The organism is Pseudomonas akapageensis, from assembly GCF_011355085.1.
GTDB lineage: Bacteria > Pseudomonadota > Gammaproteobacteria > Pseudomonadales > Pseudomonadaceae > Aquipseudomonas > Aquipseudomonas akapageensis.
The window spans coordinates 402352-427017 of the sequence record NZ_VXCP01000002.1 but is presented as its reverse complement, the minus strand read 5'-3'; the positions used below and the strand labels follow the sequence as shown (position 1 = coordinate 427017).

21 protein-coding genes are annotated in these 24666 nt (G+C 55.3%); all 21 read right to left on the bottom strand.

Annotated elements, in window-relative coordinates:
- Positions 1–9 precede the first annotated feature (9 nt).
- The 21 genes from F2S13_RS03840 to gyrA all read right to left on the bottom strand — a co-directional run bounded on the left by F2S13_RS03840 (position 10) and on the right by gyrA (position 24572).
- Complete coding sequence (locus F2S13_RS03840; protein ID WP_166359122.1) at positions 10–792, bottom strand: AglZ/HisF2 family acetamidino modification protein; 783 nt, start codon at positions 790–792, stop codon at positions 10–12.
- A 1-nt stretch (position 793) separates the two neighbouring features.
- A complete protein-coding gene (gene hisH / locus F2S13_RS03835) occupies positions 794–1408 on the bottom strand; it encodes an imidazole glycerol phosphate synthase subunit HisH (RefSeq protein WP_166359121.1) in 615 nt (204 codons plus the stop codon).
- Positions 1405–2541: an N-acetyl sugar amidotransferase gene (locus F2S13_RS03830; protein ID WP_166359120.1), complete on the bottom strand. Its 1137-nt coding sequence runs from the start codon at positions 2539–2541 to the stop codon at positions 1405–1407. Before F2S13_RS03830 ends, hisH begins: the two co-directional genes overlap by 4 nt.
- 14 nt (positions 2542–2555) lie before the next feature.
- A complete protein-coding gene (locus F2S13_RS03825) occupies positions 2556–3629 on the bottom strand; it encodes a glycosyltransferase family 4 protein (RefSeq protein ID WP_343047179.1) in 1074 nt (357 codons plus the stop codon).
- A gap of 65 nt (positions 3630–3694) precedes the next feature.
- Positions 3695–4303: a CatB-related O-acetyltransferase gene (locus F2S13_RS03820; RefSeq protein WP_166359118.1), complete on the bottom strand. Its 609-nt coding sequence runs from the start codon at positions 4301–4303 to the stop codon at positions 3695–3697.
- Positions 4300–5664: a hypothetical protein gene (locus F2S13_RS03815; RefSeq protein ID WP_246237720.1), complete on the bottom strand. Its 1365-nt coding sequence runs from the start codon at positions 5662–5664 to the stop codon at positions 4300–4302. Before F2S13_RS03815 ends, F2S13_RS03820 begins: the two co-directional genes overlap by 4 nt.
- A 74-nt stretch (positions 5665–5738) precedes the next feature.
- Positions 5739–7010: an oligosaccharide flippase family protein gene (locus F2S13_RS03810; RefSeq protein WP_218583791.1), complete on the bottom strand. Its 1272-nt coding sequence runs from the start codon at positions 7008–7010 to the stop codon at positions 5739–5741.
- Positions 7007–8104, bottom strand: coding sequence for a DegT/DnrJ/EryC1/StrS family aminotransferase (locus F2S13_RS03805; protein ID WP_166359117.1), 1098 nt, complete (start codon positions 8102–8104; stop codon positions 7007–7009). The genes F2S13_RS03810 and F2S13_RS03805 overlap by 4 nt, the downstream gene beginning before the upstream one ends.
- Positions 8097–8717, bottom strand: a complete 621-nt coding sequence (locus F2S13_RS03800) for an acyltransferase (RefSeq protein WP_166359116.1) — start codon at positions 8715–8717, stop codon at positions 8097–8099. Before F2S13_RS03800 ends, F2S13_RS03805 begins: the two co-directional genes overlap by 8 nt.
- Before the next feature lie 143 nt (positions 8718–8860).
- On the bottom strand, positions 8861–9814 hold the full coding sequence (wbpB, locus tag F2S13_RS03795) for a UDP-N-acetyl-2-amino-2-deoxy-D-glucuronate oxidase (protein ID WP_166359115.1): 954 nt from the start codon (positions 9812–9814) through the stop codon (positions 8861–8863).
- Between the two features lie 69 nt (positions 9815–9883).
- Positions 9884–11197, bottom strand: coding sequence for a UDP-N-acetyl-D-glucosamine 6-dehydrogenase (wbpA, locus tag F2S13_RS03790; RefSeq protein ID WP_166359114.1), 1314 nt, complete (start codon positions 11195–11197; stop codon positions 9884–9886).
- Between the two features lie 548 nt (positions 11198–11745).
- Positions 11746–12801, bottom strand: a complete 1056-nt coding sequence (locus tag F2S13_RS03785; protein ID WP_166359113.1) for an LPS O-antigen chain length determinant protein WzzB — start codon at positions 12799–12801, stop codon at positions 11746–11748.
- A gap of 182 nt (positions 12802–12983) precedes the next feature.
- Complete coding sequence (locus tag F2S13_RS03780; protein WP_166359112.1) at positions 12984–13211, bottom strand: lipopolysaccharide assembly protein LapA domain-containing protein; 228 nt, start codon at positions 13209–13211, stop codon at positions 12984–12986.
- 22 nt (positions 13212–13233) lie between these two features.
- A complete protein-coding gene (gene ihfB / locus F2S13_RS03775; protein ID WP_166359111.1) occupies positions 13234–13530 on the bottom strand; it encodes an integration host factor subunit beta in 297 nt (98 codons plus the stop codon).
- Positions 13531–13772: 242 nt separating this feature from the next.
- A complete protein-coding gene (rpsA, locus tag F2S13_RS03770; protein ID WP_166359110.1) occupies positions 13773–15452 on the bottom strand; it encodes a 30S ribosomal protein S1 in 1680 nt (559 codons plus the stop codon).
- A 121-nt stretch (positions 15453–15573) separates the two neighbouring features.
- Entirely contained in the window at positions 15574–16260 is a 687-nt protein-coding gene (gene cmk / locus F2S13_RS03765) for a (d)CMP kinase (protein WP_166359109.1), read from the bottom strand.
- Positions 16257–18464: a bifunctional prephenate dehydrogenase/3-phosphoshikimate 1-carboxyvinyltransferase gene (locus F2S13_RS03760; RefSeq protein ID WP_166359213.1), complete on the bottom strand. Its 2208-nt coding sequence runs from the start codon at positions 18462–18464 to the stop codon at positions 16257–16259. Before F2S13_RS03760 ends, cmk begins: the two co-directional genes overlap by 4 nt.
- A gap of 22 nt (positions 18465–18486) precedes the next feature.
- Positions 18487–19596, bottom strand: coding sequence for a histidinol-phosphate transaminase (gene hisC / locus F2S13_RS03755; RefSeq protein WP_166359108.1), 1110 nt, complete (start codon positions 19594–19596; stop codon positions 18487–18489).
- A gap of 10 nt (positions 19597–19606) precedes the next feature.
- Entirely contained in the window at positions 19607–20701 is a 1095-nt protein-coding gene (gene pheA, locus F2S13_RS03750) for a prephenate dehydratase (RefSeq protein ID WP_166359107.1), read from the bottom strand.
- Entirely contained in the window at positions 20701–21786 is a 1086-nt protein-coding gene (gene serC / locus F2S13_RS03745; protein WP_166359106.1) for a 3-phosphoserine/phosphohydroxythreonine transaminase, read from the bottom strand. Before serC ends, pheA begins: the two co-directional genes overlap by 1 nt.
- A gap of 140 nt (positions 21787–21926) precedes the next feature.
- Positions 21927–24572 carry a DNA gyrase subunit A gene (gene gyrA / locus F2S13_RS03740; protein WP_166359105.1) on the bottom strand — a complete coding sequence of 882 codons (2646 nt, stop codon included), beginning with the start codon at positions 24570–24572 and terminating at the stop codon, positions 21927–21929.
- Positions 24573–24666: the final 94 nt, after the last annotated feature.

The window sequence follows — 24666 nt, the reverse complement described above, 5'->3', positions numbered from 1 at the left end:
AAGCGCCTGTCAGTTTGACTGCAGGGCCGAGAAGATGAGGTCGTCCTTTTGTTGTGCGCTTGGATAGCTGATCAATACAGCACGGTAAGGCCCCTTGAACACAAAGAAACTACCAGCTGAAACTCCCACCACACCACATTCAGCAATGACCTTTTGCATGTCATCAAGCGAACCACCGCCACCGAGGATGGTGATTGGGATCTTGACGGTCTGACGCAATTTCGCAGCCAAGCCGACATCGTACCCTTTCATGCGACCATCGTTATCTATCGAATTGATAACAATTTCACCTGCTCCAAGCTCCGCCATCTCTGCCGCAACATCAAGTACCGGGCGTTTGGTGTTACGAGTTCCGTTGTGGGTCCAGACATCCTGAGTGTTACCCAGCAAACGCCGTTTGTGATCAAGGACCACCACAACACTCTGCCGACCTATTTCCTGAGAGATCCGAGTGATCAGATGCGGGTTCTCCAGCGCTGCGGCACTGATTGCAACCTTCTCTACACCCAAGCTGATGATTTTTCTTGCCTGTTCAGGAGTACGCACACCGCCACCATAACAAAGTGGCATGCGGCATTCTGCGGCCAGATTTGCAATCTGCTTGTAGTTTGGCTCCGCGCCCCTTACCGAGGCATCGATATCCAGTACAACCAGCTCGTCGGCTTCCTTTTCATTGAAAATCTTGACCGCATTGATCGGGTCACCCACATATTTAGGGTCTTTGAAGCGGACGGTCTTGACCAGTCCACCATCCTGAATCAGGAGGCAAGGAATAATTCTGGGCCTGAGCATGTCAAATTTCCGCGAAGTTCTTCAGGAGGTTGGAACCCCAGTGATGGCTTTTTTCCGGGTGGAACTGAACTCCGAAAACGTTGCCTTGTGCGACCGCGCAGACAAAATCCTGGCCATAGGATGCTGATGCCGCTGCCCCCTCGGCACCTTCGCAATCGAAGTAGAACGAGTGCAGGAAGTAGAATCTCGCATCGTTTTCCATACCCTTGAATAGCGCGGAGCCTGTCAGCGGGCGCACATCATTCCAGCCCATGTGTGGCAACGGCAAGTCTTTCAGACCCGGCGCACTGGCGAAGGACTTGACCCGGCCACTCACCCAATCCAGACCGGGCAACGAACCTTCGTCACTCGCGGACGCCAGGATTTGCATCCCAACGCATATACCCAGTACAGGTACTTTGTCCTCGCGAACCATATGCTCCAGGGCGGGACGCATACCGGATGCGTCGAGGCGCTCCATGGCGTGGTCGAAAGCACCGACTCCCGGGAGGATCAGGCGTTGCGCACCAGTGAGGTCATCTGCCTGCCTGGCAACGCTCACGGGAATGTTCAAGCGCTTGTAGACATTGACAAACGCCTGGATGTTACCCAATCCGTAATCGATGATCGTGATCATCTGAACAGCCTTCTTTCCAAGCCCAAAGCGCTCATTACACGCGAACCGACGCCGATAAGGAAGCGCTTGTTGCGGTAATTGCGGTACGTTTTGTTCTCACCGGCGAAAACTTCCTGCAGCTGCTCGACCGTCAGGTCCAGCTTGTTTGCCACATACTCGAACTCACCCTTGAGAAACTGCTCGTCCAATTCGGGTGAGGCGATTCGCTCCAGGGCGGCTTCCCGGGTCATCTGGCCGGTCATGATCAGGCTCGAAAAATGTGCACGACGCTTCTCGTAGCCAAATTTACGCGGCATCCAGTAATCCTCATAGAAGCGCGTAAACCGTGACTCATGGTGTTTATGTTTGAACCGCTTCCAGCCAAAGCGCTGCTCAAGGGTATCCTCAGCATCTTTCTTGATATAGGGTACAAGGTTAAGTGGTTTGACCACTTCCATCCCCAGAACACGCTGATAAAAAACCTTATAAATGAGAATATCGATCAGCGGGAAGCTCTTGAGCTTCCGGGTGCCAAATTTCTTGTGAATATCTTTAAATAAGGTTGTATCGATACCCGGGTACCCACCCCACTCTTCAGGTTCGCGGCAGCACTCTGTGGAGTAGTTTGCCCCTGTCAGTATGTATTTAATCTTATTTTCACGTGCAAATTTATACAGGCCTGAGAAAAACGCAGCATCTTGCGGCAGGTCCTGGTCAGCAATCTGAGAACGTAGGAAGGCTACTTGCAGATCCTTCATTTCCTCCCAGTTGACTACCTCGGTATAGAGGTGAAGACCGAGACCGTCCACCAGCTTTTCAATATTACCCACAGCCTGGTCGGTGTTCCATCCCGCATCGACATGAAACAACAGTGGCCTCAGGCCCATCTTCTCCTTGGCGACATAAGCGGCATACGAGCTATCCAAGCCGCCACTCAAGCCGATGATGCAGTCGAAGTCCTTGCCGCGACCATGAGCCTTGATCTTTTGAGCAAGCGCCATGAGTTCAGCTTCACCACGCTGGTCGGTATGCCAGTTCGGTTTAATCGTGGTGTTGAAATTATTGCAGTAATCACAGACCCCATTGGCATCAAACGTGATACGAGGATCACGCGTATCCATGATGCATTGGGTACAGATCTGGTAGTGGGACATCGTAGATTCCGTGGTTAAACCAAAAGGCGCTTCGCCATACGGCGATAGTCTAAAAGGTCGGACGCGATTTCCAAAGAGCGCTGTGACATTTCCTCCAGCATCGATGGGTCCTTTTCAATGGACGTGAACGCATTCGTCAACTGTTGCTGATTGCTGACCTTCCAGCCATTGCCTTTTACAAATGGCTGATGACTCGGCACATCCGCTATCACTACTGGTCTCCGAGCACAGAGGCTCATCTGCATAGTGGCAGATTGACTACCTGGCTGGACATAGACATCGGCCGCGCACAGCAGACGGTACAGCTCATCGGCAGTCTTCCAACCCAGGTATTGCACTCGAGGGTCCGCCGAGGAGAGCTTACTGACTTGCTGCTCAATCGACTCATGGACACGACCGACGACCAAGAAGCGCATGCTCTGGGACCGGGTCGCCGAAAAGGCGGTCAGGCTTTCGACGAGCTTCTTCTTGCTGTCGAACTTCCCAGACTGCAGAAAAACTGTCTGCCCCTCCTCCAGCTGCAGTTCTCCTCTGGTCTGCGAACGATTCGCTTGGTAGGTTGCGTCATCGGCGATATAGCCGCCCAGCGGAAAGAACTCCATATCTTTCTGGGGGATGCCGTATTGTCGCCTGCAAAAATCAATAGTCTCCAAGGATATACACAGCACTTTATCGATCAAAGGCAATGCACGGCGAATGATCGGGCGGTAGTAGTAGCGGTGCAGGACTTTGGAGAGTTTACCAACCGCACTATTATTGGCATCCTCATGACTATCCACGTACAAGCGCACCCGCGGATTGTCGCGTTTGTACCTGGCAACAGTACGCAGTTCCCAGCCGCACAACCCATGAAACACGATGACATCGGGAGAGAAATGCTGAAGAATCTCAGCGACCCCTGGGTGAACCCTCAGCTTTTTCTTGATGAAAAATGGGAACGGGCCGGCGTAAGGTAACCTGATGACTTTGGCGCCATCGCTTCCCATATATTCACCCGCCGCGACATAACCGAGAGAGAGGTTGTCGACATAAGTTTCTGTCGAGGCCACGACTAGCACGTCATGACCTGCGGAGACATGTTCTCGCACCAGTTCGTTTTCCTGGTAGCGATAATTGTCAATGTAAAAGCAGGACAAACAGAGATGTATTATTTTCATAACAAATTTTGGCTTTTCAAGAAGGCTTCCGGATCATTGAATTGAGCAGCAACGGCCGTCAGCTTCTCGTCAGAGTACTCCCACCATCGACTCTTCAACAACCCAGTAATGATAGCCTCGGAGAAGCGGTAACGAATCAATCGCGCCGGGTTACCCGCATAGATTGCGTACGGTGGGACATCCTTGGTCACGACACTGCCCATGCCGATGACCGAGCCCACACCGATCGTGACTCCGCCCTTCACATAGACCCCCTCGCCAATCCAGACATCGTGCCCGATAACGGTTTTCGGCTCCCAATGGTAGTCATGCCGGGAAAACTTCTTGTTGATGCTTTCTTTGTGCGCGAGAAAGACGGGGCTGGTAGATACATACTCGATAGGATGGCGCGCGCCCCCGACGACAACACGACTTGCAATTGAACAGAAACGCCCAACCGACGTATGAATGAACGAACAATCATAACCACAGAAGGAATGCTCGCCGAATTCGCTGTTGATCACAGTGCAGCCCGATTCGACCTTGGAAGTGGACGGAATCGACGAATGACGAACCGCTTTCCCCCGAAGCTTCTTTAACACCCTAGAATAGAGATATCCGATCATTCATTTCGCCCCCTCGTCAAGCGAATACTATATTTGTCCGCAAAGAAAACCGAAAGCCAGAACACTCCACCAAAAGAGGTCAGCATTGTAAACATCGAACCATTGGTAGACAGGAATGCCAACGGAAAAAGCACCATGATTACAAACATCTTGCTCCAGCCGTTCGCTACCCTATCCAACACTAACAGCCAAATAGAATAGACAAGGAAAATTAAAAAAACGCCTATACTTCCAAGTGCCGCAACACCATCAGTAGCAACAAAACTCGCGTTCGACTGACTCTCGACCCCCATCACCCGCTCGGCAATAATTTTCCCAAGCGCAGGCCACTTCTCATCCCCCACATAAGCCAATGGTGTCTCGACAAGCCCACCAATGAACGTTACATGGGACCAGTACGTATAACCCTCCACTGAAAAAAAATCGTAGTACTGACTCACGAACAACCCAGGAACCGCAATCAGCCGTGTAAAATAATAGAAACCCAGTTGATTAAACACACCGGATATGTCAAACAAAGACGAAACCAAAACCACTCCAAGTGCCCCAACAGCGAATAAGTTGCGGGAATTTTTTGCCCCAAAACCACGCCACTTGAACATCAGGAATATGAAAAAAAGTGCGAACGGCAACAAAAGGACAGTCCTTTCTGCAGTTATCATGTAGACGAACACGAACCCCGCAAGCCCTCCAAGTAAAAGTAGAAAGCGCTTGTATAGTAGACCGATGACAAACAGGCATGGGGAAAAAACGTAGGCCAGATAGACTTGGCAATATCCAACAAACAACGACGTCGCAGCACCGGCCTCCCGCTGCTGATAGACTTGATCCAGTCCAGAAAAGGAAAGAATTGCACCGTACGTAGCATAGAGAATGGCAAAGCAGAGCCCCCCCCCCAGCAAGCTGACATACACCACAAGCTCAGAGGGATGCTTATTCCCCTCTTTAAAAGCTCCGCCACAACGGACGGCGATACAGCAGACCACAAGACCTACTGAAAAATTAAAAAAAAGCCAGAAATATCTATCCAGCGAATCCTCATGACTCAGCATCGCAATCATCAACGACGGAACGTATACAAAGAAGAAAATAGCATAAATAAATAACGATGACGGCCTCTCAAAACTCAGTGGCAGAAAGGCAGCCGAAACCATCAGAAACAAGAATGCCACCAGTAGTGTTACAAGATCATAATAGGGCTGACCATATCCCCAGAACGTCTGCTCAACCGCCAGATACTTTTCATGCCCGAGGACGATAGACCCCCCATAGACAAAAACCCAAAACATTAACAACAGGCGATCTTTGGATACTGACCAAGAACGCTCTTTTTCCGAACAGACCGACTCAATGAAGCTCAATGCGACCTCCTGCACTCTCAACCAACTTCCTTGTTGTCGAACACAATTAATTAAAAACAACAACATCGTAGGCGCTACATCACACCACACGCCCCTTTGGCCTTCCCAAGAAAATAGCGCCCCATCAACAAATCAATCAGGTAAACGACCGACATCTGAATAGTGTGCACGAGCAAAAACCCCATGAAGGTCATGTCAAAATACAACGCCAGACAAAATGTAAGTATCGACAACAGTAGTCGCAACGTATGTAGTGACGGCAGATAGTAAGAGACATTCAGTACGAGGGACACTCTATCCAGCGGAGTACTGATAAAGGCGAAAAATGCGGCAACCGAAAACAACTGTGCGTAGCGCCCCGCATCCTCCCACTGCCCCCCCAAGACTAGAGGATAGATAAAGGTCGATAATAACGACGCAATTAAATAAATCGGAAAGCCGACAAGCGCCAGTCGCTTCAGTGTACTCAACCATAGTCCAAGCACGACACCGGGATCATTCGAACTGGCCGCGGCGCGCTGATAGAAAACCTGTCCGATTGCAAGTCCCAGAAGTCCTGACGGCAAGAATATCGTGGTCATGACCATGGTGAATTGCCCCAGGACCTCTGCGCCATAATGATAGGAAATAAAGAAAATAGGCGCCGCACTACTGACCGTTAACAGAAGGTGCGAGGCCACCATTGCGTTTGCACCTCGCCGATGGACGTTCGAAGGATGCTCGTGAGCAGATCCCTTATCAGCCCTGATCAGCAAAAGATCTTTCGAATACCAAGCAATATAAACAACTTTCGCCACTGCACTGAACAACGTCGTGACAACTAGGCCTGCTCCTCCGATAAGACTCAGCCCGCCCCCGGCTGTTACGTAGGCAAACTTACCGAAGATCTCAGAGACTGCAGAAACTCGAAAATCACCACGCCGCTGCATATTATTTTGAAGTGCTAGTGCCAGCGAAACAAATAGGGCCGTCAGGGGCGCCAGCAGCATATAGGACTGGGAAGCCCTCGACACGAATACCCCGCTCCATGCCTGCAAGGAAACATATAAAATGAAGGTGTACGCAATGCCTGTCAGCACACCAACTTTCATTATGCTTTGCAGCAACAAGCGGGCCTGATCCTGACTCTTGAGCATCTGAAAGAAATACTCATAACGCCAGGTCATGACGCCCGCAAGAAACATAACAAGCTGCAAAAAAATGTTCTGCGTAGCGAAGTCCTCAGGCGTGTAAAGCCTGGACAACAAGGGAATACCGACCACTCCGATTACCTGAGCAATGCTATTCCCTGAGGCCTGAAGCACGATATCTCGCCAATACGACGAGATCGCCAGTTTACGAATCAATTAATCGACTCACGGACCGCAGTCAGCATCGAAACAATTCGTTCGATCTGAGATGATTCCAGATAAGGGTGCATAGGCAGGCTCAGTACTTTTTCTGCTACTTGATCACCTACTGGCAAGTGGGCATCCGCATCCGCGACCGCGATCTGCTTGTTCAAGGGGACAGGATAGTGGACAACAGTCGGAACATCTTGTGCCAACAGGCGTTCCTGAACGATATCACGATCGTCGACACATACGGTGTACTGCGCATAGACACTTGTATTGAAGTCTTCAATAAACGGTACGGCAAAACCCGCTTCAGTCAACAGGCGGTCGTACTCATTCGCAACCCGCTGACGCGACTCGATCTCTTCGGCGAAGATTGCCAGCTTTTCGAGAAGGACAGCTGCCTGCAAGGTATCCAGCCGGCTATTTACCCCGACACGCACATGATGATAGCGACGCTCCTGTCCATGTCGCGCGATTTGCCGAATGACCTTGGCAAGCCCATCATCATTGGTAAAAATCGCACCACCATCGCCGTAGCATCCCAACGGCTTGCTCGGAAAGAAGCTGGTACAGGCAATAGTGCTCAGATTGCATGAGCGCTGCCCTTTATATGTGGCACCAAAGCTTTGAGCGGCATCCTCAATAACCGGTACACCATGACGGCTCGCTATCTCATTGATAGCATCAAAATCCGCACATTGCCCATACAATGAAACCGGAATGATTGCCTTGGTTCGGGGGGTAATCGCACTTTCCAGCAGCGTTGGGTCGAGCGTATATGTGCGAGGATCAACGTCAACATACACAGGCTTGGCGCCTAGCAAGGCTACGGTTTCGGCAGTTGCGATGTAGGTGAAACCGGGCGTGATGACCTCGTCGCCGGCCCCAACCCCGAGTGCCATTAAGGCAATTTGCAAGGCGTCGGTACCATTGGCGCAGGTAATACAATATTTGGCTCCCGTAAAGTCAGCCAGGCGAGTCTCCAGCTCAGCAACTTCCGGGCCAAGAATGTACTGACCATGAGCCAGAACACGTTGGATCGCTTCATCCAGTTGCTTTTTGATACGCAACTGTTGAGATTTTAAATCGATAAATTCAATCATTGCCAACTGCCTCCCTGGTTACCTGTCCTGCCGAAAGGATGTAGCGCTCCTGGGTATGCGGACATACGACAACACCCTCCCCCACCAGTGGCAGGTCGAGCTGTTCACCATACCGACTCATCCAGCCAATTTGACGGGCAGGTACCCCAACCATCAATGCATAAGCTGGAACATTCTTGTTAATGACCGCACCTGCCCCGACAAACGCAAACTCGCCGATTTCCACACCACAGACAATCGTGCAGTTAGCTCCTAGAGTTGCACCCTTCCTCACAATTGTACTGCGATACTCACTTTTTCGCTCAATCAATGACCGAGGATTGTAGACATTGGTAAATACCATACTCGGCCCACAAAAAACGCCATCTTCCAGCACGACATCGTCATAAACCGAAACATTATTCTGTATCTTGCAGTTATCACCGATAACCACTTTGTTTCCTACAAATACATTTTGTCCCAGAGAAACACCTTTCCCGATGCGCGCGCCGGAACATACATGCACGAAGTGCCATATACGCGTCCCCTCACCAATTACGGCTCCAGGGTCGACAATTGCGCTAGAATGCTGAGTATGCAAGGCCTTTCCTCTCTTTCGCCAAGACTTCCACATCAAATCTGAACACGAAATTACGCTCAATAACAGTAATTAGGTCTATACGTTCAAATTTTGATTACCATTGTTTCAACGCAGCTCCTGAACCGGCACGGAGCGTCCCGTGCCTGGCATTCAGTTCAGCCTCAATCTCTACCGCGTCAATCTCGCGTCAGCGAAGCGAGAAAAGGGTGGGCCTCACCCGGAGAAGGCACGGAAGGGACGGATGTACGAATAACCTCTACCGTTTCCACACAATGACGAGCGTCCTCTATTCCATAGCCTCTACCCGCAAGGATTTCCTCGTAGCTGATGGTATGAAGATCGGTAAATCCTTCGGAAAACTCTATCTCATCACCATCAACCGTGATGGAGCGGTAGGTAGGCTTTTTCCCTTTAACGATCTCCGGCAAATCATTGGCATCAATGGACAGAAACCAGCGAACCCGGGCCTTTTCGTACTCGAGATACCCGGCGGCCTTGTAGTTGTCGGCATAATGCACGACATTGCGCTGCAACTTACCGAAGATGAAGTGCAACATATCGTAGAAGTGCACACCGATATTGGTTGCCACGCCGAATGACTTGCGTGGATCGCCTTTCCAGCTCTCCATGTACCAGTTGCCACGCGAAGTAATGTAGGTCAATTCGACCTCATATTTCTGCTCACGCTGCTGCTCGGCAACCTTTGCTTTCAGGTCGAGAATCGCCTGGTGGTGACGAAGTTGGAGTATGTTGTAAACCCGCTTCCCCGTCTCCTTTTCGATGAGTGCCAACTCATCCAGAAGTGCAGAACTTGGAACAAGTGGCTTTTCACAAATAACATCGCACCCCAAACGCAAGCCAGCGGCAATATGGGCGTGGTGCAGATAATTGGGCGAGCAGATGGCGACATAATCCAGGGCCGTCGAGGGATCGCGCTTGATTCGGCAAGCATGCTCCTGGAATCGCTCGAATTCGGTGAAAAATTCGCTGTCAGGCGAAATGCTATCGATGATCCCGACCGAGTCATTGATATCGTAAGCAGATACCAACACATTGCCAGTGTCCTTGATGGCACGCATGTGTCTTGGAGCAATGTAACCGGCAGCGCCGATGAGAGCGAAATTCTTCATTGTGAGAAATATCCTTCTAAGCAGCCCGGAAGCAAACCGCAGCGTCGATCCGGGCCACTTTCATTGAAATCAGGCCTTGATAATGTGTGCCGCGCTGTCGCGGTATTTGCCCCGGCTGTCGATGATCAGGCGCGCCGACGACTTGATCAGATCATAATCGAATTTGTCGTGATCAGTAGCCAACACCACAGCATCGAAGCTGGCAAGATTTTCCGTATTCAGTGGCTCGCTGCTCAGGGCAAAGCTGTGCTCGCGCATGGTCGGGAAAACCGGAACGTGCGGATCGCTGTATGCCACTACACAACCTTTGGCTTCGAGTAACTCCATGATCTCAACAGATGGAGACTCACGCATGTCATCGACATTTTTCTTATAGGCAATACCCAGCACCAGAACCCTGCTGCCTTTCAACGCCTTGCCCTGATCATTCAAACCATCCACCAACTTACCGACCACATACTCGGGCATCGCCTGGTTGACCTCACCCGACAGCTCGATGAAACGTGTATGCAAGCCATACTCACGGGCTTTCCAGGTCAGATAGAAAGGGTCGATGGGAATACAGTGACCACCTAGCCCCGGCCCCGGGTAGTATGCAGTGAAGCCAAACGGCTTAGTCGCTGCGGCATCTACAACCTCAAAAATATCGATACCCATGCGGTCGGCAACGATTTTCATTTCATTGACCAGGCCGATGTTCACAGCGCGATGAATGTTTTCCAGCAATTTGGTCATTTCGGCAGCCTTGGTTGAGCTGACTGTAACGACCTTGTCGATTGCCTGCTCGTACAAGGCGATGCCGACCTCCAGACAGGCGGCAGTGTCACCGCCGATAATCTTCGGAATTGTCCGGGTTTCGAAGTTCGGGTTCCCAGGATCTTCACGCTCTGGCGAGTACACCAGGAAGATGTCTTCACCCACTACCAGACCACCTTCCTGCACGCGCGGAAGAAGCTCTTCCTCGGTGGTACCCGGGTAGGTGGTGCTCTCCAGCGAGACGACCTGGCCTGCTCGCATGTAGGGTTTGAGAGCGTCGGTCGTATTGATCACGAAGCTCATGTCTGGCTCGCGATACTTGTTCAACGGAGTAGGAACACACAGAATCAGAGCATCGCACTCTGCGGCACGGGAAAAATCGGTAGTTGCTTCGAACCCGCTGCTGCGCGCAGCACTAATCTTGGCCGCAGGAATATGCTCAATGTAACTTTCGCCGTTGTTCAGGCGCGCTACCTTACCGCTGTCAATATCGATACCCAGGACATTGAATCCGATAGCGTTATAGCGAAGCATTAGCGGCAAGCCGACATAACCAAGCCCAACAATTCCGATCAGAGCCTTCCTGTTTTTGAACTTCTCTACGCTGGCTTGCTTGTGCAGCGACATCCCCAATACTCCAACTATAAATTTGAAAAAACGGATTGACTTGGCAATTCACCTGCTTGATATGCGCAGACGATAGAGTTCGGCCACACAGCCTCAACCCTATCAGAGCAGCTCGAGCATGCGATAGCAAACCGTCACCTGGATGCGCGTTATCATATCGTCCCTTGCCCCGCGCAGCTACCGACTTTGCCAATCGGCAGGCCCGGCTCCTACCCCAAGGGCGAGCTCAATGCACTCAAGAAATAGCATTATGCCATGCTCAGGGTGGCGCCAGATCACCGGCGTCGGTTTTGACTATCGCTCATTTCAGCAGTTCGGCCTCGGCACAAGAAAATCAACTTGGCGATTATCACCGCCATGACGGATCCACGATACTGACGCGCAACGCGTGCAGCCGTAAAAATGGGGAAGAACGGCATGGAGAGCCGGAAGGGTGAGTAAAATATTCCCCCCCCAAAAAAAAAGCGGTGCTCACGCACCGCCCTTGATGTCAATTCTGCATTACCTGCCCCTCCACTACCACAAAGAGCTACAAGCCTTGAAATGCCTCAAGTCTCGCGTGTAGCAGGTGCGGGACTGGCCAACAGCAGGACCCCGCAAGCGATCAGCAAACCGACAATCAAACCAATCAAAGCCCCACCCAAGACACTAAGGGCGCGCTTAGGCTTGACCGGCGCATCCGACACATCCACCGGACCGTCAAAGCGGAAAACCTTTAGCTTATTGCCATCAATTTCCAGGTTTTTATAGAATGCATAATTAGCCTGAAGCTTTCTGAGGCCGTCGATAAACGGGTCATCCGATTGACGATCCTCCAGATTCTTGAGTTCTGCCTCAAGAGCCTTGGAGCCCCGCATAAAGGTCAAATCCCCCTCCATATCGGACGATACTTCGTTGGATATCTTGTTGGGCACCATCGGGGGCTCCCGCAAGCCGATCGCATTGGCAATACGTAGCGCCTCACGCAGGCGTATGACGGAGTCCTCACGCACCCTGCGACCGGTCTCACGCAATGTATTGATCTGTTGCGCAAGGTTTTTCGCCCGAACCTCCGCTTCACGCATGGCGTTGTCGACCACCTCTTGATGGGCAACAGCACCAGCTTGCTCGATGTAGAGCTGCGCCCATTTTTCGGCAATTACCGGATCAGGATACCGCACAATGACGGAGTAACGATCAGAGACATTTTTGTCGACCAGCGCCACCCCCAGCGCTTTAGAAAAGTCACTGTACAGCAGCCCGACGGACTTTTTCCTCTCTTCAGCACTCAATGACGGCAGGTACTGCTCCTCGAAGAAACGTCGACGCAATATTTCCGAACGCAAGTTTCGGGTGAACACATCGTACACAGCCGTAACCGTGAAAACGGGGAGGCCGGCTTCGCTTCGTCCATTGTTCAACTCAGCGATGCTGTGCTGAGTGGGAGGAATGACAAGTCCTTGCGCCTCGTACACAGGCGTGACAACCAGGATATAAAGCAGCCCAAGTAGCGTACCGACCAGCGTGACACCGGCAATAAGCAGCTTGCGCGCCCATAACCCCCGCATCAACTCAACCAGATCAATTTCACTACCTGTCGGCCCGACACGTAAATTTCCCTGCATTTATCATCAACCCTATCTGGCTGGAGTCGCTCTTATAATTTCGAAAGATGCAAATATCACACACGAGTCGCCACTGGAGACAATGACCTACACCCGCCTGATTTCAGAGGCATATTACAAAAAATTTATTAAACATGTAAGAATTACATAGAATTACGTGAAAACCTTGTAGAAAAACTCCTTCAACGTCGGTTTAAACCGGAGAATCGATGTAGGAATACCAACAATGGCCCTACGGCCATCCCCACTACTAACGCCACCAGCACAAATACCGATAACGGCAACACAGGTAACGCAAATCCAAAAAAAACCAGGGATGCAGGCTGCTGATTTTCCAGCACAAAAATCGATACTGCAGCCACAAGCAACAAGAAAAACATGACCACAATCGACCGCTTGAGGTTGCGCACAAAAAAGCTCCCTTTATCCGAATTAAAGTTCGTGCTCCTCATCCTCATTCACCCGATCCCGCAGCTCCTTCCCCGGCTTGAAGTGCGGCACAAATTTCCCATCCAGGCTAACCGACTGCCCGGTCTTGGGGTTGCGCCCCACCCGCGGAGCCCGGTAATGCAGCGAAAAACTGCCAAACCCACGAATTTCGATGCGATCGCCAGTGGCCAGGCACTGGGACATTTGTTCAAGCATGGTCTTGATGGCCAGCTCGACATCCTTGGATGAGAGCAGCCCTTGATGGGTAACAATACGTTCGATCAGTTCCGACTTCGTCATATTTTTCCCTTCTTTATCAAGCAGCTAGATCAGTGCTACCTAGGTTTTAGCATGACCGGAGGGATTTGAACAGTACGGATTTTGGCGAGGTTGTAAATTCGGGAGGGCGAGGTGATTGGGGGCGCTTTGCGCCCAGCGCAGTCTGGCGGCAGCGGCTACGGGTGTCAATGCCAGCAAAGGAGAGGAATTTCAGGTACAAAAAAGGGCGACCGAAGTCGCCCTTTTTCATGATCAAGCAGAACTTAGTTCTGTTTGGCCATTGCTTCGCGCAGCAGTGCAGCCATGGTGGTATCGGCAGCAGCAGCTTCCGGAGCCGATTTCAGGCTCTGGATAGCTTCTTTCTCTTCAGCATCGTCTTTCGACTTGATGGAGAGGCTGATAACGCGGGATTTGCGGTCAACACTGATGATCTTGGCTTCAACTTCTTCGCCAACTTTCAGGACGTTACGCGCGTCTTCAACGCGGTCACGGCTGATTTCGGAGGCTTTCAGAGTAGCTTCGATGTCATCAGCCAGGGTGATGACAGCGCCCTTGGCGTCAACTTCTTTAACGGTACCTTTGACGATAGCGCCTTTGTCGTTGACAGCAACGTAGTTGGAGAACGGATCGTCTTCCAGTTGCTTGATGCCCAGGGAGATGCGCTCACGCTCTGGATCTACGGACAGGATGACGGTGTCCAGCTCGTCGCCCTTCTTGAAGCGACGTACGGCTTCTTCGCCCACTTCGTTCCAGGAGATGTCGGACAGGTGAACCAGACCGTCGATGCCGCCGTCCAGACCAATGAAGATACCGAAATCGGTGATCGACTTGATGGTGCCGGAGATTTTATCGCCCTTGTTGAACTGGCCAGAGAAGTCTTCCCATGGGTTGGACTTGCACTGCTTGATGCCGAGGGAGATACGACGACGCTCTTCGTCGATGTCCAGAACCATGACTTCCACTTCGTCGCCGACTTGTACGACTTTCGAAGGGTGGATGTTCTTGTTGGTCCAGTCCATTTCGGAAACGTGTACCAGGCCTTCCACGCCTTCTTCCAGCTCTGCGAAGCAGCCGTAGTCGGTCAGGTTGGTTACACGCGCCATTACGCGAGTGCTTTCTGGGTAACGTGCCTTGATAGCAACCCATGGGTCTTCACCCAGTTGCTTCAGGCCCAGGGATACACGGTTACGCTCGCGATCGTACTTCAGAACCTTGACATCGATCTCGTCGCCAACATTGACGATTTCCGATGGGTGCTTGATACGCTTCCAGGCCATGTCGGTGATGTGCAGCAGGCCATCGACGCCACCCAGATCGACGAATGCGCCGTAATCGGTGAGGTTCTTGACGATACCTTTGACTTGCTGACCTTCCTGCAGGGATTCCAGCAGAGCTTCGCGCTCGGCGGAGTTCTCGGCTTCCAGGACACTGCGACGGGAAACGACAACGTTGTTGCGCTTCTGGTCCAGCTTGATGACCTTGAACTCGAGCTCTTTACCTTCCAGGTGGGTGGTGTCGCGCACTGGGCGGACATCAACCAGGGAACCAGGCAGGAACGCACGGATGCCGTTAACGTCGACAGTGAAGCCGCCTTTAACCTTACCGTTGATAACGCCCTTGACCACTTCTTCGGCGGCGAAAGCTGCTTCCAGAACAATCCAGCACTCAGCGCGCTTGGCTTTTTCACGGGACAGTTTGGTTTCGCCAAAGCCGTCTTCGACCGCGTCCAGCGCAACGTGAACTTCGTCACCGACCTTGATGGTCAGCTCGCCAGCTTCGTTGTAGAACTGCTCGAGCGGGATGACGCCCTCGGATTTCAGACCGGCGTGTACAGTAACCCAGTCACCGTCGATATCGACAACGATACCGGTGATGATCGCACCCGGCTGAAGGTTGAGGGTTTTCAGGCTTTCTTCAAAGAGTTCTGCAAAGCTTTCGCTCATTTTAATTCCTGTAAATAAGGGCGGAGAAAACGCCCATCAGCCGCATCCCAGACAATGCGGGTTTCGTTCAAGTAAAAGAATGCCTGCAGGACTATGACTGGTCTCCCGCACGCTTTCTTGGTCACCCGGCGATATCGCGGAGTGCGATTTCGCTCGTGATGCGTTCAAGCACCTGCTCGATGGACAATTCCGTGGAATCCAGCTGTATGGCGTCAGCCGCCGGTTTGAGCGGGGCCACCGCTCGCTGGGTGTCGCGCTCATCACGCGCACGTATCTCATCTAGCAGACTCGACAGACTAACATCATTGCCTGCAGCCTTCAACTGCAAGTAACGGCGTCGAGCCCGTTCCTCGGCACTGGCCGTCAGGAAGATTTTCAACGGTGCATCGGGGAAGACCACCGTGCCCATGTCACGCCCATCGGCGACCAGCCCAGGCGCCTCCTGGAAGGCTCGCTGGCGTTGCAGCAGCGCTTCACGGACCGCCGGCAGTGCCGCAACCTGCGAAGCGCCGGCGCCGACGGTTTCGGTGCGGATGAAGTTGCTGACTTCGTCACCTTCCAGAATGATGCGCTGCAACTGACCCTCGGTCGCCGCGATGAATTGCACATCCAGATGAGCGGCCAGCACCTTGAGCTGCTCTTCGTTGGTCAGGTCGATACCGTGGTTGCCGGCAGCAAAGGCCAGCAAGCGATACAACGCGCCCGAATCCAGAAGATTCCACCCCAGACGCTTGGCCAGGATGCCGGCAACGGTGCCTTTCCCCGAACCGCTTGGACCATCAATGGTAATAACCGGAGCCACAATCACGACCTACCCTCTTTTGCTACACGGACCCCGACCTGAGCGCACAGCGCCAGGAAATTGGGAAAAGACGTCGCGACATTGGCGCAGTCATGGATACGAATCGGCGCACTGGCGCGCAACGAGGCGATACTGAAAGCCATGGCAATCCGGTGGTCACCGCGGCCATGGACTTCACCGCCGCCAATCTGGCCTCCCTCGATGATAATCCCATCGGGGGTCGGCTCACACTTCACACCCAGGGCCAGCAAACCATCGGCCATGACCTGGATACGGTCGGACTCCTTGACCCGCAGTTCTTCAGCGCCGCGCAATACCGTACGGCCCTCGGCACAAGCCGCCGCCACGAACAACACCGGGAACTCGTCGATCGCCAACGGCACCAGCGCCGATGGAATTTCAATTCCCCTGAGCCTGGCCGCACGCACGCGCAGGTCAGCCACCGGCTCGCCGCCGACTTCTCGCGGGTTCTCCAGGGAGATATCGGCCCCCATCAGGCGCAGGATATCGATCACACCGGTGCGGGTGGGGTTGATGCCGACGTGCTCGAGCAGCAGCTCGGAACCCTCGGCAATCGACGCCGCCACCAGGAAAAACGCGGCCGAAGAGATATCGCCAGGCACTTCGATGCGGCCCGCGGCCAGCCTGTGCCCGGACTCGACCGAAACAGTCGCCCCCTCGACACCGACCGGATAGCCGAAACCGCGCAGCATGCGTTCGGTATGGTCACGCGTGGGCGCAGGCTCGGTGATACTGGTCCGGCCTTCGGCATAAATCCCGGCCAGCAACAGGCAGGACTTGACCTGGGCACTGGCCATTGGCAGTGCGTATTTCACGCCCTTGAGTGTTTGCCCGCCGCGAATGGTCATCGGTGGACGCCCAAGCTCGGCGGTTTCGATCTGCGCCCCCATCTGCCGCAAGGGATCGGCAACCCGATTCATCGGCCGTTTGGACAAGGACGGATCACCTGTCAAAACCGAATCGAAGCTTTGTGCCGCCAACAATCCTGCGAGCAACCGCATGGAAGTACCTGAGTTACCCAGGTAGATCGGGCCAGGCGGCGCCTTGAGGCCGTTCAGACCGACACCGTGAATGGTCACCCGACCATGGTGCGGACCTTCGATGACCACGCCCATGTCACGGAATGCCTGCAAGGTTGCCAGCGCATCCTCACCTTCGAGAAACCCCTCAACTTCGGTCACGCCATCGGCGAGTGAGCCGAGCATGATCGAACGATGGGAAATCGATTTGTCGCCCGGTACGCGAACGCGCCCGGACAGGCGCCCACCCGGGCTCGCCAGGAAGACCTGGTCGCCGCCGCTCTTGGCATCCACATAGGCCCGACGGGCCAGGATCTTGCCGAAATGCTCGCGAGCCACCCGGGCGCGCGTGAAAACGCCCAGTAATTGATGCCCGTCGCCGGCATCGACCGCATCGCGCAAGGCATCGAGGTCACTGCGAAAGGTATCGAGCGTACGCAGGACGGCTTCGCGGTTGGCCAGGAAGATGTCATGCCACATCACCGGATCACTGCCGGCGATGCGTGTGAAATCACGGAAACCACCCGCCGCGTAGCGGAAAATTTCCAGGTTCTCGTTGCGCTTGGCCAACGAATCGACCAGGCCGAAAGCCAGCAAATGCGGCAGGTGGCTGGTCGCCGCCAGCACTTCATCATGGCGCTCGACCTGCATGTGCTCGACATCCGCACCCAGCGCACGCCAGAGCCGGTCGACCAGCGCCAGCGCAGCAGGATCGGTATCTGCCAGCGGGGTCAGAATGACCTTGTGGCGACGGAACAGTTTGGCATTGGAGGCCTCTACCCCGCTCTGCTCGGAGCCGGCAATCGGATGCCCGGGGACGAAGCGCGCCAGCTTGCCGCCGAACGCTTCGTTTGCCGCCCGCACCACATTGCCCTTGGCACTGCCCACATCGGTCAATACCGCCCCACCCAGGTTCAACTGCGCCAGTTTGGCGAGCAGCTTCTCCATGGCCAGGATCGGCACGGCCAGCTGAATGACATCAGCCCCTTCGCAGGCCCGCGCCAGGTCATCGTCACAGCGATCGACCACGCCCAGCTCGACGGCCAGCTTGCGCGATTTCGGGTCCAGATCGACGCCGACGACTTCGCGGCACAGCCCGCTTTCACGCAAACCCTTGGCAAAAGAGCCGCCGATCAGGCCGAGGCCGACCACGACCAGGCGGCCAACGATGGGCTGTTGAACCGGCAAGGCATCAACCACGAGCCAGAACCTTGCTCAGCGCTTCGAGGAAACGCGCATTCTCGGCCGGCAGGCCAATGGTCACCCGCAGGTGGTTTGGCATACCGTAGTTGGCCACCGGGCGAACGATCACGCCTTCGCGCAACAAGCCCTGGAACACCGGCGCAGCTTCACGCGCGAGGTCCACGGCAAGGAAGTTGCCCTTCGATTCGATCCAGCCAAGCCCCAGCTCACGCAGGCCAGCCTGCAGCTGTTGCATGCCCGCTTCGTTCAAGCGACGGCTCTCGGCCAGGTACTCGGCGTCATCCAGCGCAGCACAGGCAGCGGCAAGGGCCAGGCTGTTGACGTTGAACGGCTGACGCACGCGATTGAGCACGTCGGCAATGACCGGCGAGGACAAGCCATAACCGACCCGCAGCGCCGCCAGGCCGTAGGCCTTGGAGAAGGTGCGCGAAACCAGCAGGTTCGGGTAGGCCGCCAGGTAATCCAGGCCGTCTGGCAGGTCGCCGCCTTCGGCGTACTCGATGTAAGCCTCGTCCAGCACCACCAGCACATGGCCCGGCACGTCCTGGAGGAATTCGTCCAGGGCCTCGGCACTGAACCAGGTCCCGGTCGGGTTGTTCGGGTTGGCGATGAACACCACACGGGTGTCGGCATCGATGGCCGCCAGCATCGCCGACAGGTCATGCCCCCAATCCTTGGCCGGAGTGACCTTGGCCCGGGCACCTACGGCCTGAGTGACGATCGGATAGACCGCAAACGCGTGCTCACTGAACACCGCGTTCAAACCCGGCGCCAGGTAAGCGCGCGCCACCAGCTCGAGAATGTCGTTGGAACCGTTGCCCAGGGTGACCTGGTTCGGCTGCACGCCGCAACACTCGGCCAGTCGTTGCTTGAGGGCGAAACCGTTGCCATCGGGGTAACGGGTCAGCTCGGCCAGGGCTTCACGAATCGCCGCCAGCGCCTTGGGGCTGGCCCCCAGCGGGTTCTCGTTACTCGCCAGTTTGACGATGGTGGCCGGATCGATGTCCAGCTCACGGGCCAGCTCGTCCACCGGTTTGCCCGGAACATAAGGCGACAGCTGTTGTACGCCCGCCTGCGCAAGGGCGAGGAAATCACTCATGGGTATTACCTCAGAGAACCGCTTTCGGGTAGGAACCCAGCACTTTGAGTGCTACGGCTTCCTGACTGATTTTCTCAAGCACTGCCTTGATCAACGGATCGCGGTGATGACCGACGAAATCGATGAAGAATACGTACGTCCATTTACCACTGCGTGAAGGACGCGTTTCGATACGCGTCAGGTCGATACCGTTCTCATGGAACGGCACCAGCAATTCATGCAGCGCACCGGGCTTGTTGCTCATCGAGACAATGATCGAGGTCTTGTCGTCGCCGGTCGGCGGCACTTCCTGGTTGCCGATCATCAAGAAACGCGTGGAGTTGTCCGGGCGGTCCTCGATCTTTTCGGCCAGATGGGTCAAACCATACAGGCTCGCCGCCATATCGCCGGCGATCGCCGCCGAATTCCACTCACCCTTGACCCGCTTGGCCGCCTCGGCGTTGCTGGAAACCGCCACGCGCTCGACATTCGGGTAATGGGCATCCAGCCACTTGCGGCACTGGGCCAGGGACTGGGCATGGGAATAGATACGACTGATGCTGTCGGTCTTGGTGTTTTCACCGATCAACAGGTGATGGTGAATGCGCAGCTCGACTTCGCCACAGATCACCATGTCGTGCTCGAGGAAGCTGTCGAGGGTGTGGTTGACTGCGCCTTCAGTGGAGTTTTCCACAGGCACGACACCAAAGTTCACCGCCCCGGCAGCGACTTCACGGAACACTTCATCGATGGCCGCCATCGGCTTGCTGATCACCGCGTGACCGAAGTGTTTCAAGGCGGCAGCCTGGGTGAAGGTACCCTCCGGCCCCAGATAGGCGACTTTCAGTGGCTGTTCCAGCGCCAGGCACGAGGACATGATTTCACGGAACAACCGCGCCATCTCTTCGTTGCCCAACGGGCCCTGGTTGCGCTGCATGACGCGCTTGAGCACCTGGGCTTCGCGTTCCGGACGATAGAACACCGGCGCCTCGCCTTCGGCCAGGGTAGCCATTTTCACCCGGGCGACTTCCTGGGCGCAGCGGGCCCGATCACTGATCAGCTCGAGGATTTTTTCATCCAGGCTGTCAATGCGTACCCGCAGCGCTTTGAGCTCTTGCTCGGACATCAGGCATTTTCCTTCTCGAACTCGGTCATGTAGGCCACCAGAGCCTCGACCGCATCCAGACCCAGGGCGTTGTAGATGGAAGCGCGCATGCCGCCCACCGAACGATGCCCTTTGAGGTTGAGCAGACCACGCGCATCGGCACCGGCCAGGAAGGCCTTGTCCAGGCGCTCGTCCGCCAGGCGGAACGGAACGTTCATCCAGGAACGGGCGTTGTGCGCGATCGGGTTGGTATAGAAGTCGCTGCTGTCGATGAAGCCGTACAGGCGGTCTTTCTTGGCGCGGTTGCGCGCTTCCATGGCCTCGACGCCACCCTGCTCTTTCAGCCACTCGAAAACCAGGCCCGAGAGGTACCAGGAATAAGTGGCCGGGGTGTTGTACATCGAGCCGTTGTCGGCGGCGACCTTGTAATCGAGCATGGTCGGGCAAGTGCTGCGGGCACGGCCGATCAGGTCTTCGCGAACAATGACGACAACCAGGCCGCTCGGGCCGATGTTCTTTTGCGCGCCGGCGTAGATCAGGCCGAACTGCGAAACATCGATAGGACGCGACAGGATGTCCGAAGACATGTCCACCACCAGCGGAACATCACCGGTTTGCGGAACCCAGTCGAATTCCAGGCCACCGATGGTTTCGTTGGAGGCGTAGTGAACGTAAGCGGCACCCTTGGTCAGGTTCCACTCGTTCTGACCAGGAATGGCCAGGTAATCGTAAGGCTTGGCGCTGGCTGCAACGTTGACGTTGCCGAAGCGACGCGCTTCTTCGATGGCTTTTTTCGACCAGATGCCGGTTTCGATGTAGTCGGCAGTGCCTTCTTCAGGCAGCAGGTTCAACGGGATTTCCGCGAACTGCTGGCTCGCGCCACCCTGCAGGAACAGCACTTTGTAGTTGGACGGGATCGACAGCAGATCGCGCAGATCCTGCTCGGCCTTTTCGGCGATGGCCACGTATTCGTCGCTGCGGTGGCTCATCTCCATGACGGAGAGGCCCTTGCCACGCCAGTTCAGCATCTCGGACTGGGCGCGCTGCAGGACAGCTTCAGGGAGCGCAGCAGGACCTGCGCAGAAGTTAAAGGCTCGGTTGCTCACATCCACTCTCGCTCTGATCTTGATGTCTGTGGGAGCAGCGGTGCGACGATTCGACTTGCCTGCGATCTGCCTGCAAGGCCGTCAAGGCGGGCAAGTCGAGTCGTCGCACCGCCGCTCCCACAAGGATTGCGCTTCTACATTTAGTCCTGCGGTGTTTCTTCGTCGGCGGCTGCGTCCAGTTGTGGCTCTTCAGCTACAGCAACATCGGCGTCTTCGAAGCCTTCTTCGCCTTCAGCCTCTTCACCTTCGACTTCAGACGGCTCCTGCACCCGCTCCAGACCGACCAGCGTTTCATCGCTGGCCAGCTTGATCAGGGTCACGCCCTGGGTGTTACGACCCAGGCTGGAAACCTCGTCGACACGGGTACGCACCAGGGTACCCTGGTCGGAAATCAGCATGATTTCCTCACCGTCGAGCACCTGTACAGCCCCCACCAGACGACCATTTCGCTCGTTGCTGACCATGGCGATCACGCCCTGGCCGCCACGCTTGTACTCGGGGAACTCGCCGATTGCCGTGCGCTTGCCGTAACCACGCTCGGAAGCGGTAAGGATCTGGCTGCCTTCTTCCGGGATAATCATCGAAATCAGCTTCTGACCTTCAGCCAGTCGCATGCCGCGCACACCGCGGGCCGTACGGCCCATGGCACGCACGTCGGATTCCTTGAAGCGGGTGACCTTGCCGGCATCGGAGAACAGCATGACTTCGCGCTCGCCATCGGTGATGGCCGCGGAAATCAGTACGTCGCCCTCGTCCAGCTCCAGCGCGATCAGACCGACGCTGCGCTGACGGCTGAACTGCTCCAGCGGGGTCTTCTTCACGGTACCGCCGGCGGTGGCCATGAAAATGTAGTGCCCTTCGGTGTATTCCTCGACCGGCAGCATGGTGGTGATGTACTCACCGTCATCGAGCGGCAGCAGGTTGACCAGCGGACGACCACGGGCGGCACGGGAGGCTTCCGGAATTTCGTAGGTTTTCAGCCAGTACACCTTGCCCTTGCTGGAGAACAGCAGCAGCGTGGTGTGGCTGTTGGCGACCAGCAGGTGGGCTATGTAGTCCTCGTCCTTGACGCCCGTCGCCGACTTGCCTTTACCACCGCGACGCTGGGCCTGGTAGGCCGCCAGCGGCTGGGTCTTGGCATAACCGCCGTGGGAAATGGTCACCACGCGGTCTTCTTCGGTGATCAGGTCACCCAGGGTCAGGTCCAGACGCGCATCGAGGATTTCGGTGCGGCGCACATCACCGTATTCGGCACGGATCAGCTCGAGTTCTTCGCGGATCACTTCCATCAGGCGCTCGGCGCTGTTGAGGATGCGGATCAGCTCGCCGATCTGATTGAGGATCTCCTGGTATTCGGCCAGCAGCTTCTCGTGCTCCAGGCCGGTCAGGCGGTGCAGACGCAGATCGAGGATCGCCTGAGCCTGCTCTGGCGACAGGAAGTATTTGCCTTCGCGCAGGCCGTATTGCGGATCGAGGTTTTCCGGACGGCAGGAGTCTGCGCCGGCGCGCTCGACCATGGCCACCACAGCGCTCGATTCCCATGGCGTGCTGACCAGTGCTTCCTTGGCCTCGGACGGCGTCGGCGAAGCCTTGATCAGGGCGATGACCGGATCGATGTTCGACAGGGCAACCGCCTGGCCTTCGAGAATGTGCCCGCGCTCACGCGCCTTGCGCAGTTCGAAAACGGTACGACGGGTCACCACTTCACGGCGGTGACGGACGAAGGCTTCGAGCAGGTCCTTGAGGTTGAGGATCCGCGGACGACCATCGATCAAGGCAACAATGTTGATACCGAACACCGCTTGCAGCTGGGTCTGGGCGTAGAGGTTGTTGAGGATCACCTCTGGCACTTCGCCACGGCGCAGCTCGATCACGATGCGCATGCCGTCCTTGTCGGACTCGTCGCGCAGTTCGGTAATGCCTTCGAGTTTCTTCTCCTTGACCAGCTCGGCGATCTTTTCGATCAAACGCGCCTTGTTCAGCTGGTAAGGCAGCTCGGTGATGACGATCTGCTGGCGGCCACCGACCTTGTCGATGTCTTCGACGGTCGAGCGAGCACGCATGTAGATGCGCCCGCGACCGGTGCGATAGGCCTCGATGATGCCGGCACGACCGTTGATGATCGCGGCAGTCGGGAAGTCCGGGCCGGGAATGAACTGCATCAGTTCGTCGATCGACACGTCGGGGTTGTCGATCAGCGCCAGGCAACCGTCGATGACCTCACCGAGGTTGTGCGGCGGAATGTTGGTCGCCATGCCCACGGCGATACCGCTGGAACCGTTGACCAGCAGGTTGGGGATCTTGGTCGGCATGACCGCCGGGATCTGTTCGGTACCGTCGTAGTTCGGTACCCAGTCGACGGTTTCCTTGTGCAGGTCGGCCAGCAGCTCGTGCGCCAGCTTGGTCATGCGCACTTCTGTGTATCGCATGGCCGCGGCGTTGTCGCCGTCGACCGAACCGAAGTTGCCCTGGCCGTCGACCAGCAGGTAACGCAGGGAGAACGGCTGGGCCATACGAACGATGGTGTCGTAGACCGCGGTATCACCGTGCGGGTGGTACTTACCGATCACGTCACCGACCACACGGGCAGATTTCTTGTACGGTTTGTTCCAGTCGTTACCCAGTTCACTCATCGCAAACAGGACGCGGCGATGCACGGGCTTCAAGCCATCACGCGCATCAGGCAGTGCACGCCCGACAATCACGCTCATCGCGTAGTCGAGGTAGGACTGTTTCAGCTCGTCTTCGATATTGACCGGGAGGATTTCTTTGGCCAGTTCGCCCATGAGAAGCCTGATTCCTTTTTTCGGGTGAAACTCCGTCACATCCATATGGGACGAACGAAGCTCGCCGCTGCAGGCCTGTGCCTTGCAACGACTT